Raw genomic sequence first — 20,929 nt, 5'->3', positions numbered from 1 at the left:
CGCTGCACCTCACAGGCCGTGGTGGCGCGTTCCACGAGGCACCGCCGACGTGTCCGGAACGTCCGGCCGGTGAGGCCTACCGACCGGTCACCTCCGAGTCGGGGACAATGGCACCCATGCCCCTTCCCGTGTCGGTGATCCAACGCGCTTCGTCCGTCCTCACGCCGGCCTCCCCCTGGCAGAGCGACGTCTTCATCGCGCGGCTTCGCGCCCACTGGCCGGCCCTGCGTGACGGCTTGCGTGTCGTCCACCCCCAGCGCGTCGAGGAGATCGCGGGCGACCTCGTCGAGATCGCGGCGCGCCGCTTCCTCGAGCGCCCCGAGGAACTCCACGACCTCGACCGACGCCGTGAGGCGGACCCGCACTGGCTCGCCTCCCCCCGGATGATCGGTTACGCCGCCTACACCGAACGCTTCGGCGGCACCCTCGCCGGCGTCGCCGAACGCACCGCCTACCTCGACGAACTCGGTGTCACCTACCTGCACCTCATGCCGTTGCTGCGCACCCGCGCCGGTGACAGCGACGGTGGCTACGCCGTCGTCGACTACCGCGAGGTCCGCGACGACCTCGGCACGATGATCGACCTCGAAGCCCTCGCCACGACGCTGCGTCACCGCGGCATCAGCCTCGTGCTCGACTTCGTCCTCAACCACGTCGCCGAGGAGCACGAGTGGGCGACGAAGGCGCGTGCGGGCATCCCGAAGTACCGCGGCTACTTCCACATGTTCCCCGACCGCTCCGTGCCCGACGCCTACGAGCGCACGCTGCCCGAGGTCTTCCCCGACTTCGCGCCGGGCAACTTCACCTGGGACGAGAAGGCCCAGGCGTGGGTGTGGACGACGTTCAACGCATTCCAGTGGGATCTCAACTGGTCCAACCCCGACGTGCTGGCCGAGTTCACCGACATCATGCTGTTCCTCGCGAACAAGGGCGTCGAGGTGCTGCGTCTCGACGCCATCGCGTTCATGTGGAAGCGCATGGGCACGAACTGCCAGAACCAGCCCGAGGTGCACGCGCTGACGTCGATCCTGCGTGCCGTCGCGCGGATGGCGGCACCCGGCCTCGCATTCAAGGCCGAGGCCATCGTCGGGCCGCACGACCTCGTGCAATACCTCGGCCTCGGCGAGTACGAGGAGCGCCTGTCGGATCTGGCGTACCACAACACCTGGATGGTGCAGCTGTGGTCGATGATCGCCGCCCAGGACACGCGTCTCGCGGTGCACACGCTGCGCGGACTGCCGCCGACGCCCGAGGGCGCCACCTGGATCTCCTACATCCGCTGCCACGACGACATCGGCTGGGCCATCGACGACGGCGACGCCGCCGCCGTGGGCCTCTCCGGCCCGCTGCACCGCGCGTTCCTCTCCGACTTCTACGCGGGCGAATCGTTCGATTCGTTCTCGGACGGCCTTGTCTTCCAGGCGAATCCGCAGACAGGCGACCGACGCATCTCCGGCACGATGGCGTCGCTGACCGGCGCGAGCGAGTCGTACAACCCTCACCTGACGGCAACCGGCATGGCGAGGATGAAGCTTCTCGTCGCCGCCACGTACGGCACCGGCGGCCTGCCCGTCATCTGGTCGGGCGACGAACTCGCCCTGCCCAACGACCCCGAGTGGGCAAGCGACCCGACCCACGCCGACGACAACCGCTGGGCTCATCGCCCGGTTCTGCCCGACACTGCGCTCGCCCAGCGTCACGATCACGGCAGCGTCACCGGCGCGATCTTCGAATGGCACTGCTCCGTCGGGCAGGTGCGCGCCCGGCTGCCTCAGCTCGACGGGCAGATCGCCTCCGAGGTGCTGCCTGTCGCGAATCCGGGCGTGCTGGCCGTCGGGCGCCGCCACGCCGCGGGCGACATGGTCCAGCTCTACAACGTCACGGACTCCGAGCAGACGTGGCCGGCCGAGTGGCTGGGCGGCTTCACGCTCGGCGCAGTGCACGACGCTGCGAAGGTCGCCTCGGCAGGGGAACGGACGACGCCGGCCGTCGGGCTCGTCGACGCCCTCACCGCGCGACCCGTGCACTCAGATGCGGACGGCGACATCCACCTCCCGCCGTGGGGTGTGCTGTGGCTCGTCGCGGGTGACTAACTGACATTGGTCCGGCGCTTATCTTGATTCATTCCAGAAAGCGCGTCACCATAGAGGTATGACCACGACCCAGACCTCGCCGCCGGACCCGCGCACCATGCTGCGCGAGGCCAACCTGCGCGTCACGGGTCCGCGCCTGGCCATCCTCGAAGCGCTCGAGAACCGGCCGCACTCCGACGCCGACACCGTCCTCAAGGCGGTGCGCGAGGGGTACGGCGCCGTCTCGATGCAGACGGTCTACGACGCGCTGCACGCCATGACGGCTCACGGCATCATCCGCCGTATCGAACCGGCGGGGCAGTCCGCGCTGTACGAACGCCGCATCGGCGACAACCACCACCACCTCGTGTGTCGCCGTTGCGCGACGATCGTCGACATCCCGTGCGCCGTGGGCGAAACCCCCTGCCTCACAGCGGCCCACGAGAGCGACCTGAGCGCCGGTTTCGAGATCGACGAAGCCGAGGTCACCTACTGGGGCGTCTGCGCCGAATGCCGCGCGACGACTCCGCCGGGCTGACGTCCGGACGAACCCGCTTCACCCTGTCCGTTGTCAGTGGCAGCGCCTAGGGTGAGAACCGAAGCACCTCCCTCCTGACCGATCACACCCGACCAACCGAAGGAGCACCTCATGGTCGACAACGAGCAGGGCCGCAACCAGGAGCACCCCCGCTGACGACGGCTGCGGGAGCGCCCGTCGTCAACAACCAGGACTCGATGACGGCCGGCCCGCGTGGCCCGATCCTTCTGCAGGATTTGTGGCTCATCGAGAAGCTCGCCCACTTCGACCGTGAGGTCATCCCGGAGCTTCGTATGCACGCCAAGGGTTCGGGCGCGCACGGCACGTTCACGGTGACGAGCCCCGAGATCCAGAAGTACTCGAAGGCCAAGATCTTCTCCGAGGTCGGCAAGCAGACGCCGATGATGGCCCGCTTCTCCACCGTCGCCGGTGAGCGCGGCGCGGCCGACGCCGAGCGCGACATCCGCGGTTTTTCCCTGAAGTTCTATACCGAAGAGGGCAACTGGGACATGGTCGGCAACAACACGCCGGTCTTCTTCTTCCGCGACCCGATGAAGTTCCCCGACCTCAACCACGCCGTCAAGCGTGACCCGCGCACCAACCTGCGCAGCCCGGAGAACAACTGGGATTTCTGGTCGTCGCTGCCCGAGGCGCTGCACCAGGTCACCATCGTCATGAGTGACCACGGCATCCCCAAGACGTTCCGCCACATGCACGGCTTCAGCTCGCACACCTACTCGTTCATCAACGAGGCCGGCGAGCGCTTCTGGTGCAAGATGCACTTCCGTACCCAGCAGGGCATCGAGAACCTCACCGACGACGAGGCCGCACAGGTCATCGCCGAAGACCGCGAGTCCTCGGGCCGCGACCTCTACGAGGCCATCGAGCGCGGTGACTTCCCCAAGTGGACGATGTACGTGCAGATCATGCCGGAGGAAGACGCGAAGACGTACCGCTTCCACCCGTTCGACCTGACAAAGGTGTGGAGCAAGAAGGACTACCCGCTCATCGAGGTCGGCGAGTTCGAGCTCAACCGCAACGCGGACAACTTCTTCGCCGACATCGAGCAGGCCGCGTTCGCGCCGTCGCACCTCGTGCCGGGCATCTCCGTCTCGCCCGACCGCATGCTGCAGGCCCGCCTGTTCAGCTACACGGACGCGCAGCGCTACCGCCTCGGCGTCAACCACCACCAGATCCCGGTCAACGCGCCGAAGTGCCCCGTGCACACCTTCCACCGCGACGGCCAGATGCGCGTCGACGGCAACAAGGGCAGTGAGACGCACTACGAGCCGAACAGCTACGGCGCGATGCAGGAGCAGCCCTCCTACGCAGAGCCGGCGTCCGACATGGCGAAGTATCAGGAGATGGCGCACGTCGCCGACCACTGGGACTACCGCGCGGACGACGACAACTACTACGAGCAGCCGGGCAACCTGTTCCGCCTCATGTCGCCCGAGCAGCAGCACGCGCTGTTCGCCAACACGGCCGCCGCCATCAAGGGCGCGACCGCGCAGACGATCGAGCGTCACATCGAGAACTGCACGAAGGCCGACCCGGCCTACGGCGAGGGCGTCCGCAAGGCGTGCATCGCCAACGGCGCGCTCGAGGTCTGACCCTCAGGCCACCAGCACGAAAGGGGCCGGGCCCGAAACCACATCTCGTGGTTTCGGGCCCGGCCCCTTTGCGACCTCCGCGAGCGTCTTGCCGCCCCGCGTGACGGCGGACGTGTCAGCCGCCGCTCACCATGTGCAGCACGTCCGGTGAGGCGCTCTCGCAGCTGTCGAAGTGGTTACCCGAACCACGTGCCTTCTGCTTGGAGCTGTCACGGATCTCCAGCATGCCGTTGTAGGCGTTGACGCCGTACGAGCTCGGCGATCCACCGCTCGGCGACATGCTGCCGCTCGAGCTGCCCACGTACGCCTGGTAGCCCGAACCGTCGTAGCCGTACGCAGCCGACCCGCTCGCGCTCGCTGCGTTCCACGCGACGACCGGCGCGCTGCAGCCGGGCAGGTTGATGAAGTCCAGTCCGTTGCTTCCTCCGCCGCCACGCAGGGTGAAGGAGCCGATTCGGCTGGCGCCCTCGCTTCCGGCCCGCCAGACCGTGACCGTGTTGCCCTCACGGGTCATCGCGTAGTCCGCACCGCCCATGCTCGTCGTCTTGACGAGGCCGGGAAGCTCGCTGACACCCGTCGTGCTCGGGCTCGGTGCAGGGGCAGGTTCCTCGGTGGTCTGCGGCGGTGCAGGCGCAGGTGCTCCCCCGCCGCCGTTGTTGCCACCGTTCGAGTTGCCCTGTGTCGTGGAGGGGTCAGGGCTGCTCGTCGAACTCTGCGTCGTGCTCGACGACGTCGAGGACGACGTCGAGGACGACGTGCTCTTCGTCGGTGCGCTGGTGGAGGAGTCGCTCACCGGCGGCGGATCGGCCTTGTCGTCTCCGCGACCGTTCGTGGAGAGGTAGCCAATCATTCCGACGACGGCGAGCGCGACAACGGCGATGAGCGCCACGAGCATCTGGTTCGTCTTGGCGGGCCGGGCGGACGACGTCGCCGCGGGCTCCACCGGGGGCACGCCGCCCCCGTACTCGTCCGCGTCGTCGGAGGCATAACCGTTGTACGGCTGATCCGCGGCGCGGTCAGCACCGAGACGCGTGGGCTCCTCGTCGAAGAACGCCCCGCTCGTGTTCGCGCCGGCTGTGGCCCCCACGGCCGTTCGCGTGCCGCAGTTGCTGCAGAACGGCCCCGAGACCTGCTCCCCACATTCGGCGCAGTGCCGCTTGTCGTGCTGCATTCCGCTCCCCTCGTTGCTCGTGTCGAGCGTCCTCACATCGACTCTGCCATGTCTGACGCACGAAGGAGGCGCGTGGTTCACACGTGAGAACACGATTCGACAACAATGCTTTTTCGCCGAGGGTTCCCAGTGGTGACACAGGTCGGGATGACACGGTGGCCCGGTAAACAACGATCCCGTCGGCGTCGTCGTCATGGCAGCGCTGTTCGGTGCCGTGTGCGGGTTGCTGCTCGTGGGAGTCATCGCCCTGACGCTCCGCCTCGACCGCTCGCGGCACGCGAAGGTGCAGCGGGCCCGCGAGGCGCGCCATCCGTCATCCGAGTAGCCGATTCACCCTCGTCGGGTGCATGAGAGTCTGGACGCCGTGACCAGCACGACGGATCCCGCACCCGGCAATCTCGCACCCGGCGTCGTCGCCGCAGACGTCGACGCCGCCGCAGCACGCCTCGAGAGCCTCCTGGCTCCGACGCCTCTGACCGAGAGCGACCGCCTGAGCGTCAAGCACGGCGCCACCGTCGTCCTCAAGCGTGAGGACCAGCAGCCGGTGCGCTCGTACAAGATTCGCGGGGCCAGCAACCTCATCTCGCAACTCGACGACGACGCTCGCGCCGCCGGCGTCGTGTGCGCGTCCGCGGGAAACCATGCCCAGGGCGTCGCGTACGCCTGCGCCCGCCTCGGTGTGAAGGCGACGATCTTCCTGCCGCGCACGACGCCGCGTCAGAAGCGTGAGCGCGTGCGCGTGCTCGGCGGCCCGTGGGTGACGACGGTCGTCGAGGGCGACACCTATGACGTGGCGGCCGCAGCCGCCGGTGAGTTCGCCACCACGACCGGGGCAACGCTCGTGCCCGCTTTCGACGACGTGCGCACGATCGCCGGTCAAGGCACGGTGGCGCGCGAGGCGTTCGCCCAGTGCGAGATCCAGCACGGCCGGGTGCCCGACGTCGTCGTCGTTCCCGTCGGCGGCGGCGGGTTGCTCGCCGGCACCACGGCGTGGGTGCGTGAACGCCACCCGAAGACTCGCATCGTCGGCGTCGAGCCGGTCGGCGCGCCCTCTCTGCAGGCCGCGCTCGCGGCGGGTCGCCCCGTCTCGGTGCCGGTCACCGACCCCTTCGTCGACGGCGCCACCGTCGGCCTGCTCGGCGCGAACACCTACCCGGTCATCGCGGCGGGCGAGGTGCCCTGTTTCAGTGTTGCCGAGGGGCGCATCTGCACCGAGATGCTCGACCTGTACCAGAGCGACGGCATCATCGCCGAGCCTGCAGGGGCATTGGCCTCGTCAGCGCTCGACGACGTCGAGATCGCCGACGGCGAACTCGTTCTCGCCATCCTGTCCGGCGGCAACAACGACGTCTCGCGCTACGCGGAGGTCGTCGAGCGCTCGCTCGTCTACGAGGGGCGCAAGCACTACTTCCTCGTCGAGTTCCCGCAGGAACCCGGCCAGCTGCGCCGGTTCCTCGACGAGATCCTCGGCCCCGACGACGACATCACCCTCTTCGAGTACACGAAGCGCTCCAACCGCGAGACCGGGCCGGCGCTCGTCGGCCTCGAACTCGGCGAGCCCGCCGGTCTCGAGCCGCTGCTCGAGCGCATGGCGGAGTCGGCGATGCGCACCGAGCGCGTCGACCCGGACTCGCCGCTTTTCCGCATGGTTTTGTGACTGTTCAGGGCTCCGACCGGGCAGGATGGCGGTAGTTCAGCCACCCGCCTCGAGGAGAACCCGTGCAGCCCCAGCCTTTCGACCTCACTGCCCCTGACGGCACGACGCTGCGCGGCCGCCGCTGGGTGGCCGACGAAGCGTCGACGCGCGCGGTCGTCATCATCGCCCACGGCATGGCCGAGCACGGCGATCGGTACGCGCGCTTCGCCGAGGCCGCCACCGGCGCCGGGTACGCGGTCTACGCGGCCGATCACCGCGGCCACGGACGCACCGCGGACGGGGCCACCTTCGGCTACTTCGCCGACTCCGACGGCTGGAACCGCGTCACCGACGACATCGACGTCGTCGTCACGCATGCCCTGGGCGAACACCCCGATCTGCCGGTCGTGCTGCTGGGCCACAGCATGGGTTCGCTGCTCGCCCGCACGTACGCCGTGCGTCACGGTGAGCGACTGACTGCGCTGGTGCTGTCGGGCACCCCCGCCGACGCCGGGACGCTCGGGCTCGTCGGGGAGAAGCTGGCCGCAGCAGAGGCGCGCCTGCGCGGCCCGAAGCACCCGAGCAAGCTGCTCGACAAGCTCTCGTTCGGAGCGTTCAACAAGGCGTTCGAGCCGGCCCGCACGGACTTCGACTGGTTGAGCCGCGACGAGGCGGAGGTCGACGCCTACGTCGCCGACGAGATGTGCGGGTTCGTCTGCACGGCAGGCTTCTACGTCGACATGCTCGGGGGCCTGCGCCGCGTCAACGCCCCCTCCTTCGTCGCGGCGACCCCATCGAGCCTGCCCATCCTCGTCGTCTCCGGCGGGGCCGACCCGGCCGGCGGCAACGGGCGCGGCGTCGAGGCCGCGGCGGCGATGCTGCGCGATGGCGGCGTCACCGACGTCACGCTCGAGCTCTACCCGGGCGCGCGTCACGAACTGTTCAACGAGACCAACCGGAACGAGGTGACGGCGCACGTGCTCGCGTGGATCGGGGCGCGCCTGCCACAGGAGGCGTGACCCGCGTCACTTCAGCGGCCTCAAACCTGCCGGAGAGAGGCTACCGACGCGTAGCGTTGGCTCAAGGAGCCCTCCGCCTGCGACGAAAGGAAGCACATGACTGACACCACGCCGCGCACCGAGGTGCACGGACTCCAGGTCGCCACCGTCCTGTACGACTTCATCAACGACCAGGTGCTTCCGGGCACCGACGTCGACCAGGAGACGTACTGGAAGGGCTTCGCCGAGGTCATCGCCGATCTCGGGCCCAAGAACAAGGCGCTCCTGGCCGAGCGCGACGACCTGCAGGCCAAGATCGACGACTACCACCGCGAGCACCCGGGCAAGCCCGACTTCGACGCCTACAAGGCCTTCCTCGCCGAGATCGGTTACCTCGTCGAGGCGCCGGCCGACTTCTCCATCACGACGCAGAACGTCGACCGCGAGATCACCGACACCGCGGGCCCGCAGCTCGTCGTGCCGATCCTCAACGCCCGCTTCGCGCTCAACGCGAGCAACGCCCGCTGGGGTTCGCTCTACGACGCGCTCTACGGCACCGACGCCATCAGCGAGGAGAACGGCGCCGAGAAGGGCACCTCGTACAACACGGTGCGCGGTGACCTCGTCATCGAGTTCGCGAAGAACTTCCTCGACCGCGCCGTGCCGCTCGCCGAGGGGTCGTACGCCGACGTCACCGGTTTCGCCGTCGAGGGCGACCAGCTCGTCGTCCACCTCGACGGTGAGCGCACGACGTCGCTCGAGGACACCAGCGTGTTCGCCGGCTACAGCGGCCTGCCCGCTCAGCCCGAGGGTGTGCTGCTCAAGCACAACGGCCTGCACCTCGAGATCCAGATCGACCCCGAATCCCCCATCGGCAAGACCGACAAGGCGGGCATCAGGGACGTGCTCGTCGAGTCGGCCGTGACGACGATCATGGACCTCGAGGACTCGGTCGCCGCCGTCGACGCCGAGGACAAGGTGCTCGGCTACACGAACTGGCTCGGCCTCAACAAGGGTGACCTCAAGGAGGAGATCGCGAAGGGCGGCAAGACCTTCACGCGCGAACTCAACCCCGACCGCACGTACACCGCCGCCGGCGGCGACCACCTCACGCTGCCCGGCCGTTCGCTGCTGTTCGTGCGCAACGTCGGCCACCTCATGACGACGGACGCCGTGCTCGACGCCGACGGCAACGAGGTCGGCGAAGGCCTGCTCGATGCGCTCGTCACCATCCCGGCCGCCATCCACGGCTTCGCCGGCAAGGACGGCGTGAGCAACACGCGCACCAACTCGATCTACATCGTGAAGCCCAAGATGCACGGCCCGAAGGAGGTCGCGCTGACGAACGAACTCTTCGCCCGCGTCGAGCAGTTCGTCGGGCTGCCGGAGAACACGGTGAAGGTCGGCATCATGGACGAGGAGCGTCGCACGACGGTCAACCTCTCCGCCTGCATCGAGGCCGCCAAGGAGCGCGTCGTCTTCATCAACACCGGCTTCCTCGACCGCACGGGCGACGAGATCCACACCTCGATGCTCGCCGGCCCGATGGTGCGCAAGGGCGAGATGAAGGGGTCGACCTGGATCAAGGCATACGAGGACAACAACGTCGACGTGGGCCTCGCGCGCGGCCTGCGTCACAAGGCTCAGATCGGCAAGGGCATGTGGGCGATGCCCGACCTCATGGCCGACATGCTCGAGCAGAAGGTCGCCCAGCCCAAGGCCGGCGCGACGACCGCGTGGGTGCCCTCGCCGACGGCGGCCACGCTGCACGCCCTGCACTACCACGAGGTCGACGTCTTCGCGGTTCAGGAGGAGCTGGCCAAGCGTCAGGCGGCGTCGGTCGACGACATCCTGCAGATCCCGCTCGCCGAGGACACGAACTTCTCGGACGAGGAGAAGCAGCAGGAGCTCGACAACAAGTGCCAGTCGATCCTCGGCTACGTCGTGCGCTGGATCGACCAGGGCGTCGGCTGCTCGAAGGTGCCGGACATCCACGACGTCGCGCTCATGGAGGACCGCGCCACGCTGCGCATCTCGTCGCAGCTGCTCGCCAACTGGCTGCAGCACGGCATCGTGAGCGAGAACGACGTCGTCGCGTCGCTCAAGCGCATGGCGCCGATCGTCGACAAGCAGAACGAGGGCGATGCGGCCTACGAGCCGATGGCTCCCGGCTTCGACGGCATCGCGTTCAACGCCGCGAAGGAGCTCATCCTCGAGGGCGCGAAGCAGCCGAACGGCTACACCGAGCCGATTCTGCACCGTCGTCGGCGAGAGAAGAAAGCTCAGTGACGATCAAGCCCGACCGAGGTAGGTTCGCGCCGGAGCGTGCGAAGGCCCGGCCCTGCCGAATCGGGCGCTGAGGAACTGAGCCAATGAGTAGTCCGCGCGCTGAGAATCAAGCGAACGGAGTCGAGGGTCGCCTGACCCTCACGATGGCGCGTAACTCACGGGTAGGCACGCAACTGCACGCCTACGTGTGAGTTACGCGCCATCGTGCGCGCTGGGGTCGGCGCGGGGCGCCCGAGGGCTGTGCGCGACCTGGGTTCCGTTGGAACGCCTAGCATTCGGACATGAAGCGCATCGACGTCCATGCTGACGGGCCCGCGAGTGTCGACGCGGCGTGGCAGGCCTACGTGCACGTCGATCGGTGGCGTGACTGGTCGCCGCACATGCCGCCGGTCGAGGCGGATGCCGTGGTGATCCGTCCCGGCGCGGAAGGACGGTGGCGTCTCGGGCCGGTGACGGTGGGGCGGTTCGTCATCACCGACGTCGATGCGGTGGCGAGGACGTGGAACTGGCGCGTCAGCGTCCTGGGGCTGACGACGACGGGCGAGCACCGCGTCGAGGTTCGTCGGAGCGGGTGCCGCTGCCACATGGCGATGGATCTGCCGCCTCTCGTCGGGCACGCCTATCGACCCGTCGCATGGTGGGCTCTTCATCGCCTTGCTCGCAGCTCGTGAGGCACCGGTCCACGCGAAGAGGGTGTGGAGAAAGGCGTCATCCGTGACGCGTTTCTCCACACCCCTGGTGGCTTCTCTGTGCGCCCACATGCACCCGGGTGCATCTGGGCGCAAAGAGAGAGGACGTCAGACGGCGACGTTCTCCTCGAGTTCCTCCTCGGTCTCGGGGTCGAGCTCGTCGCGCTCGTCCTGATGCGCGTGCTCGGCGTGACGTCCGACGGGGCGGGACGCAGCTTCCTCGAGCTCACGGGCTCGCACAACACGTCGCTGTTCGACCGCGCATCCGGCTGCGAGACAGAGCAACCCGACGACCAGCCAGCCGAACAAGATAGTGAGCGGGCCGGCGATCGAGGCGTCCGGGAAGTAGATGATGCGACGCAGCGCCTCGACGAAGCCGGAGCCGATCCAGAAGTCGTGCAGCCAACCGAAGAAGCTCGGCTGCATGACGGGCGCGAACACGCCGCCGGACGAGGTGAAGTTGAGCGCGACGAAGATCGCCGAGTACAGCAGCGTCGCGAACCGTCCGACGATCGGGTGCAGGCCGACACCGACCGTCAGCACGCCGGCCGTGTAGAGCAGTGACAGCGCCCACGTTGCGAGCGCGTGCCCACCGAACATGTCGTAACCCCACGCCGCGATCGCGAGTTCGATCGTCGAGATGACGACGGCGGCGCCGGCGGCGAGGGCGATGCGCTGGGCGAACGGGCGGCTCGCAGCCGCCGCGCCGATGGCGATCGACGTGGCGTACGCGGCGACCGTCAGGGCGACGAGGAAGAAGAAACCGTTCTGGCCGGCGGGGTCGTCCTCGGTGAGGGGTGCGACGTCCTTGACGGTCAGCGCATCGTGCTGCTTCTCCGCGACGGGGCGGAACATCTTCTCGACGACGGACTTCGTCGTGTCGGACGCGCCACCGGCGGTGAGCAGCTCGGCCTTGCCGTCACCGGGGACGTAGGCCGCGGAGATCTTCAGGTGCTTCAGCTGATCCGTCGCCTGCTCGGGCGTCGCGATCGTGCGGACGTCCGCCTCGTCGCCGAACGCGTCCTGCACCTTGGCCGCCAGCGGGCCCGCCTGTTGAGCCTGACCGACGACGGCGACGGGCACGTGGTGGGGCGACGGCTTGTGGAAACCACCGAGGTAGGCGGCGCACATGATGAGACCCATGAGGATCGGAACGATGACGTGCGACAAGACCGTCCTCATCGGGGCCTGCGCGGTTGGCGGATGCGCGGTGGACATCTCTTCCCTTCGTTTAGTTAGGTTATCTATGTTTAACGGTACACCTGACTGCGAAGTGTGCGCGAGCTGTGGGGCCAGCGTCACATCGGATCGTTCCGAGGGCCTACCCGGTCAACCCGTTCTGCGTTTTCGCCGATCGCGGCCTGAGCCATCCGCGACAATGGCACGGTGACTTCACACTTCACCTCGGTCGACGACGTCCTCACCCGCCTCGCGGAGGCCGGTTATCTCGCGAGCGACGCCATCGCGACGACGGTCTTCCTCGCCGACGCACTCGGTAAGCCGCTGCTCGTCGAGGGCCCCGCCGGCGTCGGCAAGACCGAGCTCGCCAAGGCCGTCACGAGCGCGCTCACCGCGACCACCGGCGAAGACGCCGACCTCGTGCGCCTGCAGTGCTACGAGGGCATCGACGAGGCCCGCGCCCTCTACGAGTGGAACCACGCGAAGCAGCTCCTGCGCATCACCGCCAACACTGCGCTGGCACAGACGAACGCGACAGGGACCACCGCGCAGGCGACCGACGACGAGGTCGCTCACGACTGGCAGGCCCTCGCCACCGACATCTTCACGGACGAGTTCCTCCTCACCCGCCCGCTGCTGCGCGCCATCCGCAACGAGCAGCCCACCGTCCTGCTCGTCGACGAGCTCGACAAGGCCGACGTCGAGGTCGAAGGCCTCCTCCTCGAGGTGCTGAGCGACTTCCAGGTCACCGTGCCCGAACTCGGCACCCTTGTCGCGACGCAGCGCCCGTTCGTCGTCCTCACCTCCAACGCCGCGCGCGACCTGTCGGAGGCTCTGCGCCGACGCTGCCTCTTCCTCCACATCGACTACCCCAGCGCCGAACTCGAACAGCGCATCGTCGCGCTCAAGGTGCCGGGCCTCGACGCGGCGCTCGCCGAATCCGTCGTCCGCCTCGTGCAGCGCCTGCGCGAGATGCCGCTGCGCAAGGCGCCCAGCATCGCCGAAACCGTCGACTGGGCGCGCACCCTCGTCGCACTCGGCGCCGACAGCTCCGACGACCTCGACCCCGCCGTGCTGCGCGCCAACCTCGGCGTCCTGCTCAAGCACCAGGACGACATCGAGCGCGCCTCCACGCTGCTCAAGCTCAATGCCTGACGAGCACCACTTCCCGGGGGCGTTCCACAACCGCCCCTCGGCCGGGCAGCCCGAACGTCACGAACCGCTCGACGACGCTGCGCCGCGTGGCGAGGACACGCAGACACCCGCGGTGATCGGCCCCCTCGGACGCCGCCTCGTTGCCCTCGCCGACGCGATGCGCCGCCACGGCGTCGTCGTCGGAACGAGTGACGTCGTGGATGCCGGGCACGTCGCGGGCGCCCTCGGTCTCGAGAACCGCGAGCGCCTGCGTGAGGGGCTCGCAGCGGCTCTGGTGCGCCGGGGCGAGCAGCGCGGCGTCTTCGACGACCTGTTCGACATCTTCTTTCCCGCTGCGCTCGGACGACGCACTGCGGCAGGCGATCTCGGCGCCGACGACCTGCTCGCCCAGCTACCGGAGTTCGACGCGGAGAACGCCGATGCCGCCGAGCTGCGCGAACGCGCCAAGGCCCTCACCGAACTGCTTGCGAGGGCTCTCGCCGAGAACGACGAGCAGGCCCTCGAGACGCTCGCGGGCGTCGTCGTCGACGAGTTCGGGCGCCTGCGTCGCGCCGGTGACGAGGGGTTCTCCGCGAACCAGGCCATCGACCAGTTCCAACCGAACCTCGCAGTTGCGCGGGCCACGGAGCTCCTGCGTGAGCACGACGAGTACCTGCGTCGCCTGCGGGCCGAGCAGGAGGCGGACGCCCTCGAGGGCAGCGGCGGCTCCCCCGGTCTCGCCGACGAGGGCGTCGGCACGTCCGAGGGCGGCGGTGGCGCCGGGAGTGGCGGTCAGGCCGCAGCCCCACTCGAGGGCTGGCAGCCCGACCCGTTCGTCCAGCGCTTCGACCGCGACGAGATCCGTACGCGCGTCGCGGGGTTCCGGCGTCGCATCGAGACCGAGTCCCGCCGTCGCAACGCCGAGATCCGTGGCAGGGCGAGCCAGGCGACGTACGCCGTCACGACGCCGATCGAGCGGCGCGACTTCAGCCAGACCTACGCCATCGACGCCGCCCAGATGCGTCGCGTCGTCGAGCCTCTCGCACGCAAGCTCGCGGCCCGCTTGGCGGCGAAACGACGCCGCGCCAGTCACGGGCGCATCGACATCCGCAAGACGCTTCGTGCGTCGATGTCCACCGGCGGAGTTCCTATCGCGCCCGTTTACGACCACCGGACGCCGAACCGCTCCGAGCTCGTCATCCTCGCCGACATGAGCAGCAGCGTCTCCGGCTTCAGCCGCTTCACGATCCTGCTCATGCAGGCGATGCAGGCGCAGTTCGCGCGCGTACGCGTCTTCGGGTTCGTCAACACCGTCGACGAACTCACCGAGACCGTGCGCTCCGTGGGCGCGGAGGGCGACCTCATCGAGGCGCTTCGCGGCAACACCCGGATGCAGCGCGGGCACCGCAACTCCGATTACGGCATGACGTTCGTCGACTTCGTCGCCCACCACCTCGACGCCGTCACGCCGCGTGCCACCCTGCTCATCCTCGGCGACGCTCGCACCAACTCGACGAACCCGCGCTACGACGCGCTGCGCACCATCGTGGACGAGGCGCGTCACGCGTTCTGGCTCAACCCGGAGGCCGAATCGCAGTGGGGTACGGGCGACTCGGTCGCCACGAAGTACGCCGAGATCATCGACATGCACGAGTGCCGCACGATCACCGACCTGCGCGACTTCGTCACGAAGGCCCTCTGACGCCCTGAGCGTCGGCTATCAGGTCGGCGACGAGGGCGCGCACACGCGCGTCGATGTCGTCGCGCACGAGACGCATCCGCTCCACGCCCTCGATGCCGCGCAGCGACGGTTCGTCGGTGGTCCAGCGCTCGATGTCGGTTCGCATTCCCTCCACGGGGTCGACCTGCGCTTCGCCACCGATGACGACGACGCGGTCCGCGCGGCGCAGCAGATCGACGTCGATCGCCTTGGGGTGTTCGCCCTCGAACGTGGCGCCCACCTCCTCGACGGCCGCTCGCGACTCCTCGTTGAGCTTCGATCCCGGGTGCGTGCCGGCCGAGTGCACCTCGACGGAGTCGCCGGCGTGCAGGCGCGTCAGGGCAGCCGCCATTTGCGACTTTCCGGCGTTCTTGACGCAGACGAACAGGGCACTCGGGCGGGGCTCGCTCATGCTCGGGTCTCCTTCGGCACCTGGGGGAAGCGCCCGCGCAGCGCGAGCGAGACGTAGACGAGGCCGACGAGCACGGGCACCTCAATGAGGGGCCCGACGACGCCCGCGAGCGCCTGGCCGGACGTTGCCCCGAAGGTCGCGATGGCGACCGCGATGGCAAGCTCGAAGTTGTTGCCGGCCGCAGTGAAGGCGAGCGTCGTCGTCCGCTCGTAGCTCATGCCGAGCGCCTTGCCGAGCACGTAGCCGCCGCCCCACATGAGGGCGAAGTAGGCGAGCAGGGGCAGCGCGATACGGGCGACGTCGAGCGGGTTGCGCGTGATGGCGTCGCCTTGGAGCGCGAAGAGCAGGACGATGGTGAACAGCAGCCCGTAGAGGGCCCACGGCCCGACGCGAGGCAGGAACGACCCCTCGTACGCGTCGCGGCCCCACCGCTTCTCGCCGACACGGCGTGAAAGGAAACCGGCCAGCAGCGGCACGCCGAGGAAGACGAGCACGGACGCGGCGATGTGCCACGGCGACACGTCGAGGTTCGTCTGCTCGAGGCCGAGCCACCCGGGCAACACCGACAGGTAGAACCACCCGAGGCCGGCGAAAGCGATGACCTGGAAGACCGAGTTGAGCGCCACGAGCACGGCCGCCGCCTCGCGGTCACCGCAGGCGAGGTCGTTCCAGATGATGACCATCGCGATGCACCGGGCGAGCCCCACGACGATGAGGCCGGTGCGGTAGGCGGGCAGATCGGCCAGGAAAATCCATGCGAGCGCGAACATCACGGCGGGCCCGACGAGCCAGTTCAGGACGAGCGACGCACCGAGCATCCGCTTGTCGGCCGTCACGGTGTCGAGGCGGTCGTAGCGAACCTTCGCGAGCACCGGGTACATCATGACGAGCAGGCCGATGGCGATCGGCAGCGAGACACCCTCGACCTCGACGGCGGAGAGCGCGTCGTCGAGACCCGGCACGAGCCGTCCGAGAAGGAGGCCGACGGCCATCGCAGCGACGATCCAGACCGGCAGGAACCGATCGAGCGTCGAAAGGCTCGCGGCAACAGGGGCTTGCGTGGACTCGGCGGAGCCAGTGGCGTCAGTCTTCATCGTCATGAACTCTGGCCAACGTATTGATGTTTGTCAATGTGTCGGTAGGGTGAGCCACATGTCCACCCCCGCAGAGTCCACCTGCGCTCCCGCCGCCGACGCGGCGCTGCTGCCGCTCGACGACGCGAATCGCCGGGCCGAGCTCCTCAAGGCGATCGCCGACCCGGTTCGGCTGCGTCTGCTCACCCACCTCGCGGCCACGCCCGACGGCACGGTGTGCGCCTGCCACCTGCCGAGCCAACTGGGCATCACCCAGCCCACGCTGAGCCATCACCTCAAGAAACTGACGGACGCCGGGCTCCTCAAGCGCGAACAGCGCGGCCGGTGGGCGCACTACACCGTCGTCCGGTCGCGGCTCGACGAAGCTCGGTCAGCGCTCGAGCTCTGACCCAGCCGGTGCAGATGTGTCGATGTGGCCGCGATATGCCGCCACCAGATCGACAGAAGTTCCCCGGATACGCGAACGCCCGGCCTCTCGCGCTTCGAGGGGCCGGGCGTCACGTCAGGGGGCTACTTGATGAAGCCTTCCTTCTTGAGCCAGTCGAACGCCACGTCGGACGGGTTCTCACCGTCGACGTCGACCTTGGCGTTGAGCTCGATCATCGTCTCGTTCGTCAGCTTCTTCGACACAGGGCCGAACAGGTCCGACAACTGCGGGTTCTTCTCCAACGTCTTGGTGGAGAACACCGGGGCGACGTTGTAGAGCGGGAAGAACTTCTTGTCGTCGGCGAGCACCTGCAGCTTCAGCACCTTGATGCGGCCATCGGTCGTGAAGACCTCACCGAAGTTGCACAGCCCGTTGTTCGTAGCCGCGTAGATCGCACCCGACTCGAGCTTCTTGATCTGGTTACGCGGAATCTCGCTGCCGAGCGGAATGCCGTAGGCCTTGAGCATCGGCTCGAGGCCGTCGTCACGGTTGGCGAACTCGGTGTCGACGCACAGCGTGCGCTGCGCCTTCGGCACCTTCTTGAGGTCGGACAACGACTTCACGTTGAACTTCTTCGCCGTGGCTTCCTTCGCCGCGAACCCGTAGGTGTTGTTCATCGGCGCGTACTGCAGCCACGTCAGACCGTTCTTCGCGTCCTCTGCCTTGACGGCGTCGAACTGCTTGCGCGGGTCCGGAATCGGCTTCGTGTGCCCCATGTACGTGATCCACGCCGTGCCCGTGTACTCCCACGAGAAGGTCGTCTGGCCCTGGATCTGCGCCTCACGAGCCGCCGCAGAACCGGGGATCGTCGTGAAGTCCTTCACGTTTCCCCCGGCCGACTGCAGCAGGATGACGGCGATCTTTCCGAGGATCTGCTGCTCCGTGAACTGCTTGGAACCGACGGCGATCTCGGCGCCGTCGAGCTTCTTCACGGAGGCGAGCTTCGGCCCCAGTTCACCCGAGGGCGAGATGCCGGCCGAGGTACCGAGGCCACAGGAGCTGAGCAGCAGCGAACCCGCTGCCGCCGCTCCGACGACGCCGGCGAGCCTGGCCCGCGGAGTACGAATCAACTTGTGCGTCATGCGATCACAGCCCCTTCGGGGTGACGATGGCCTCGAGCACACGCCCGGCCCACTCGAAGACGAGCGCGAGCAGGGCGATGAGGATCGCGCCACTGACGAGGATCGGGTAGCGGAACAGGTTGATGCCCGCCTGGATGAGCGCGCCCAGACCGCCGGCGTTGATGAACGTCGCGAACGACGCCGTACCGACGAGGAGGACGAGCGCGGTGCGCACACCGGCCATGATGACCGGCGCCGCGAGCGGCAGCTCGACCGTCGCGAGCGTCTTCATCTGGCTCATGCCCATGCCGCGGGCCGCCTCGACGAGCGTCGGGTCGACCTGCTGCAGACCGACGATCGTGTTGCGCAGCACCGGCAGGAACGCGTAGATCGCGAGAGCGAGAACGGCCACCCAGAAGGTGAAGCCGATCCACAGCGCGAGCAGCACGATGAGGCCGATGACCGGCGTCGCCTGGCCCGCGTTGGCGAACGCGACGACGGGCCCGGAGAAGCGGCGCAGCTTGGGACGGGTCAGGGCGACACCGATGGGCAGCGCCGTGGCGAGCACGAAGAAGGTGGCGACGAACGTCACCTTGATGTGCTCCCACCCGAGCTTGCGCAGCGCGGACCAGTCGAGCTGACGCGCCTCGATGGGGTCGAGATCGGCGGTCTGACGCCAGATGACCCAGGCGCCGAAGATGACGAGGATGAGGACGGGCAGCCCGAAGATCAGACCGAGTTGCTCGCGTCCGATACGGCCCTTCACTGTTCCTCACCCTCCTCGGCCTGCTCGCGGAAGTCGGTGTGGCTCGAGGTGTTCGCCACAGCCACCGAATCGGGCGTGGCCTCGGCGTCGGCACCGTGACGGCGCGACTCGGCTGCCTCGTGGGTGTCCTGGATGTGCGTCATGATCTGCTGGAACGACGCGACACCGCGGTACTCGCCGCGCCCACCGGTGACGACGACGGCGCCGTGGCTCGAGCTGAGCATGGCGTCGAGGGCGTCGTTGAGCGTGGCGCGGTGGTCGACCGTTTGCAGTGCCTCGCGGCGACGGTTCTCGACGCGCTCGCCGCGCAGCTTGGCGGCGGTGACGAAGTCGACCGGACGACCACGTTCGTCGAGCACGACGACGTTGCGCGCACCGGACGCGGTGGCGTTGCGCTGCACGTCGACGATGGAGTCACCCACGCGAACCGTCGGCACGTCGGCGATCTCGACGTCGTCGAGGCGCGAGAGGGCGAGGGACTTGAGGGCCGAACCGGCACCCACGAAGTCCTCGACGAACTCGTTGGCCGGGGCCGCGAGGATGTTCTCGGGGGTGTCGTACTGCTCGATCTTGCCGCCCTCGGAAAGGATGAGGATGCGGTCGCCGAGCTTGAGGGCCTCGTCGATGTCGTGCGTGACGCAGATGATCGTCTTGCGCAGCTGGCGCTGGATGCTGAGCATCTCGTCCTGCAGGCGCGTACGCGTGATCGGGTCGACGGCGCCGAAGGGCTCGTCCATGAGGATGACGGGCGGGTCGGCGGCGAGGCCGCGGGCCACACCGACACGCTGCTGCTGACCGCCGGAGAGCTCACGCGGGAAGCGGTCGCGGTAGCGCTCCGGGTCGAGGCCGACCATGTCGAGCAGCTCGTCGACGCGCTTGGTCGTCTTGGCCTTGTCCCAGCCGAGCAGGCCGGGGACGACGGCGATGTTGTCGGCCACCGTCATGTGCGGGAAGAGTGAACCACCCTGGATGACGTAACCGATGCGCCGGCGCAGGTCGTCGGCCTTCGACTCGGAGATCGGCTTGCCGTCGATCGTGATGGTGCCGCTCGTCGGGTCGATGAGACGGTTGATCATCTTGAGCGACGTCGTCTTGCCGCAGCCCGACGGGCCGACGAACATGACGGTCTCACCGGCGGGGATGCGCAGCGACATGCCGCCGACGGCAGCCTTCGCCTGGCCGGGGTACTTCTTGACGACGTTGTCGAAGACGATCTCGGCGCCCGTGACTTCGCTGCGCTGAGAGCTCGTGGCGTCGACGTCGGTGTTGACGTCCGTGTTGACGTCGTCAGCGCGCTCGACCGGCGTGGCGCCCTGGGCTTCGGTGGTGTTGTCAGGCACGGATCCCCCTGGGAATCGTCAGTCGGCCGACGCCGACAAGAATGAGGTCGAGAAGGAGCGCGAGGACGACGACACCGATGGTGCCGACGAGCGCGTAGTTGAGCGCGTTGGCGCCGCCCACCTGGGCGAGGCCGGTGAAGATGTAGCCACCGAGGCCGGGGCCGAGGGCGTAGGCGGCGATGGCGCCGACGCCGAACGACATCTGGGTGGACGTGCGCACGCCGGCGAGGATGACCGGCCACGCCATGGGCAGGCGCACCTTGAGCAGCGTCGCTGCCTTGCTCATGCCCATGCCCTGCGCGCTTTCGAGCAGGTTCTTGTCGACCGACTCGAGGCCGACGACCGCGTTGCGCAGGATCGGCAGAACGGCGTAGAAGCAGACTGCGAGCACCGACGGCAGGGCACCGATGCCCACGAGCGGCAGCAGCACGCCGAGGAGCGCGAACGACGGGATGGTCAGACCGACCGCCGAGAAGATGTTGGCCAAGCCCTTGAGCCTGTTGTTCCGAATGACGATGACCGCAAGGACGAGCGCGATGATCGTGGCGAGCAAGACGGCCTGGACGACGAGCGAGGTGTGCTGGTAACTGCGATAGGCGATGTCCTGCCATCGCTCAGCGATGAATTCCCACACGAGGCGTCATCCCCCTTTCCACAATGTGCCCGCCGACGCCCCGTGCGGCACACGGGAGTAGGCGGACTTCGTTTGGCTCATCCTAGGTGCGCAGCCGCGTCAGACCGCGTCAGACCGCGGCTTCCCGGGGCGCGCGGGCCCCGCCGGCGCTCGATG

General features: G+C 68.4%; 19 protein-coding genes. 11 read left to right on the top strand and 8 right to left on the bottom strand.

Annotation, left to right across the window (positions count from 1 at the left end):
• Positions 1–116: 116 nt before the first annotated feature.
• From AA983_RS05285 to AA983_RS05275, 3 genes are all read left to right on the top strand, one after another.
• Positions 117–2,093, top strand: a complete 1,977-nt coding sequence (locus AA983_RS05285) for an alpha-amylase family protein (RefSeq protein WP_156170185.1) — start codon at positions 117–119, stop codon at positions 2,091–2,093.
• A gap of 58 nt (positions 2,094–2,151) precedes the next feature.
• A complete protein-coding gene (locus AA983_RS05280; RefSeq protein ID WP_047310985.1) occupies positions 2,152–2,610 on the top strand; it encodes a Fur family transcriptional regulator in 459 nt (152 codons plus the stop codon).
• A 152-nt stretch (positions 2,611–2,762) separates the two neighbouring features.
• A complete protein-coding gene (locus tag AA983_RS05275) occupies positions 2,763–4,223 on the top strand; it encodes a catalase (protein ID WP_047310984.1) in 1,461 nt (486 codons plus the stop codon).
• A gap of 115 nt (positions 4,224–4,338) precedes the next feature.
• Here AA983_RS05275 and AA983_RS05270 read toward each other — a convergent pair whose 3' ends face one another.
• Positions 4,339–5,394, bottom strand: coding sequence for a hypothetical protein (locus AA983_RS05270; RefSeq protein WP_047310983.1), 1,056 nt, complete (start codon positions 5,392–5,394; stop codon positions 4,339–4,341).
• A 193-nt stretch (positions 5,395–5,587) separates the two neighbouring features.
• Here AA983_RS05270 and AA983_RS15910 point away from each other — a divergent pair, with 193 nt between their 5' ends.
• The 5 genes from AA983_RS15910 (at position 5,588) to AA983_RS05250 (ending at position 10,988) form a co-directional block, all read left to right on the top strand.
• The gene (locus AA983_RS15910) at positions 5,588–5,719 is read left to right on the top strand and encodes a hypothetical protein (RefSeq protein WP_255352611.1); all 132 of its coding nucleotides are present in this window, start codon (positions 5,588–5,590) and stop codon (positions 5,717–5,719) included.
• Positions 5,720–5,749: 30 nt separating this feature from the next.
• The gene (ilvA, locus tag AA983_RS05265; RefSeq protein WP_369798760.1) at positions 5,750–7,051 is read left to right on the top strand and encodes a threonine ammonia-lyase IlvA; all 1,302 of its coding nucleotides are present in this window, start codon (positions 5,750–5,752) and stop codon (positions 7,049–7,051) included.
• Between the two features lie 62 nt (positions 7,052–7,113).
• The gene (locus tag AA983_RS05260) at positions 7,114–8,049 is read left to right on the top strand and encodes an alpha/beta hydrolase (RefSeq protein WP_047310981.1); all 936 of its coding nucleotides are present in this window, start codon (positions 7,114–7,116) and stop codon (positions 8,047–8,049) included.
• 96 nt (positions 8,050–8,145) lie between these two features.
• Positions 8,146–10,317, top strand: a complete 2,172-nt coding sequence (locus AA983_RS05255; RefSeq protein ID WP_047310980.1) for a malate synthase G — start codon at positions 8,146–8,148, stop codon at positions 10,315–10,317.
• A 281-nt stretch (positions 10,318–10,598) separates the two neighbouring features.
• On the top strand, positions 10,599–10,988 hold the full coding sequence (locus AA983_RS05250) for a hypothetical protein (protein WP_047310979.1): 390 nt from the start codon (positions 10,599–10,601) through the stop codon (positions 10,986–10,988).
• 126 nt (positions 10,989–11,114) lie between these two features.
• Here AA983_RS05250 and AA983_RS05245 read toward each other — a convergent pair whose 3' ends face one another.
• Complete coding sequence (locus AA983_RS05245) at positions 11,115–12,176, bottom strand: hypothetical protein (RefSeq protein WP_227484750.1); 1,062 nt, start codon at positions 12,174–12,176, stop codon at positions 11,115–11,117.
• A 216-nt stretch (positions 12,177–12,392) separates the two neighbouring features.
• Between AA983_RS05245 and AA983_RS05240 the strand changes: the two genes are divergently transcribed.
• Both AA983_RS05240 and AA983_RS05235 read left to right on the top strand, forming a co-directional pair.
• Positions 12,393–13,340: a MoxR family ATPase gene (locus AA983_RS05240; RefSeq protein WP_047310977.1), complete on the top strand. Its 948-nt coding sequence runs from the start codon at positions 12,393–12,395 to the stop codon at positions 13,338–13,340.
• Complete coding sequence (locus tag AA983_RS05235; protein ID WP_082128702.1) at positions 13,333–15,021, top strand: VWA domain-containing protein; 1,689 nt, start codon at positions 13,333–13,335, stop codon at positions 15,019–15,021. Before AA983_RS05240 ends, AA983_RS05235 begins: the two co-directional genes overlap by 8 nt.
• On the opposite strand, the gene AA983_RS05230 is transcribed toward AA983_RS05235, so the two are convergent.
• Together AA983_RS05230 and arsB are read right to left on the bottom strand one after the other, a co-directional pair.
• A complete protein-coding gene (locus tag AA983_RS05230) occupies positions 15,005–15,451 on the bottom strand; it encodes a low molecular weight phosphatase family protein (protein ID WP_047310976.1) in 447 nt (148 codons plus the stop codon). The two genes, AA983_RS05235 and AA983_RS05230, sit on opposite strands and share 17 nt — an antisense overlap.
• The gene (arsB, locus tag AA983_RS05225) at positions 15,448–16,551 is read right to left on the bottom strand and encodes an ACR3 family arsenite efflux transporter (RefSeq protein WP_369798753.1); all 1,104 of its coding nucleotides are present in this window, start codon (positions 16,549–16,551) and stop codon (positions 15,448–15,450) included. Before arsB ends, AA983_RS05230 begins: the two co-directional genes overlap by 4 nt.
• 52 nt (positions 16,552–16,603) lie before the next feature.
• Here arsB and AA983_RS05220 point away from each other — a divergent pair, with 52 nt between their 5' ends.
• Complete coding sequence (locus AA983_RS05220; RefSeq protein WP_047310975.1) at positions 16,604–16,933, top strand: helix-turn-helix transcriptional regulator; 330 nt, start codon at positions 16,604–16,606, stop codon at positions 16,931–16,933.
• Positions 16,934–17,055: 122 nt separating this feature from the next.
• Here the strand turns inward: AA983_RS05220 and AA983_RS05215 are convergent, their stop codons facing one another.
• From AA983_RS05215 to AA983_RS05200, 4 genes are read right to left on the bottom strand one after another with little or no spacing between them, the layout of a single operon-like run.
• Complete coding sequence (locus AA983_RS05215; protein ID WP_047310974.1) at positions 17,056–18,054, bottom strand: glycine betaine ABC transporter substrate-binding protein; 999 nt, start codon at positions 18,052–18,054, stop codon at positions 17,056–17,058.
• Between the two features lie 4 nt (positions 18,055–18,058).
• Positions 18,059–18,799, bottom strand: coding sequence for an ABC transporter permease (locus AA983_RS05210; protein ID WP_047310973.1), 741 nt, complete (start codon positions 18,797–18,799; stop codon positions 18,059–18,061).
• Positions 18,796–20,139 carry an ATP-binding cassette domain-containing protein gene (locus AA983_RS05205; RefSeq protein ID WP_369798752.1) on the bottom strand — a complete coding sequence of 448 codons (1,344 nt, stop codon included), beginning with the start codon at positions 20,137–20,139 and terminating at the stop codon, positions 18,796–18,798. Before AA983_RS05205 ends, AA983_RS05210 begins: the two co-directional genes overlap by 4 nt.
• Positions 20,132–20,773, bottom strand: coding sequence for an ABC transporter permease (locus tag AA983_RS05200; protein ID WP_047310972.1), 642 nt, complete (start codon positions 20,771–20,773; stop codon positions 20,132–20,134). The genes AA983_RS05205 and AA983_RS05200 overlap by 8 nt, the downstream gene beginning before the upstream one ends.
• Between the last annotated feature and the right edge of the window lie 156 nt (positions 20,774–20,929).

Origin of the sequence: Dermacoccus sp. PE3 (assembly GCF_001021715.1) — a bacterium.
GTDB lineage: Bacteria > Actinomycetota > Actinomycetes > Actinomycetales > Dermatophilaceae > Dermacoccus > Dermacoccus abyssi.
This window is presented reverse-complemented; position numbering and strand designations above follow the sequence as displayed.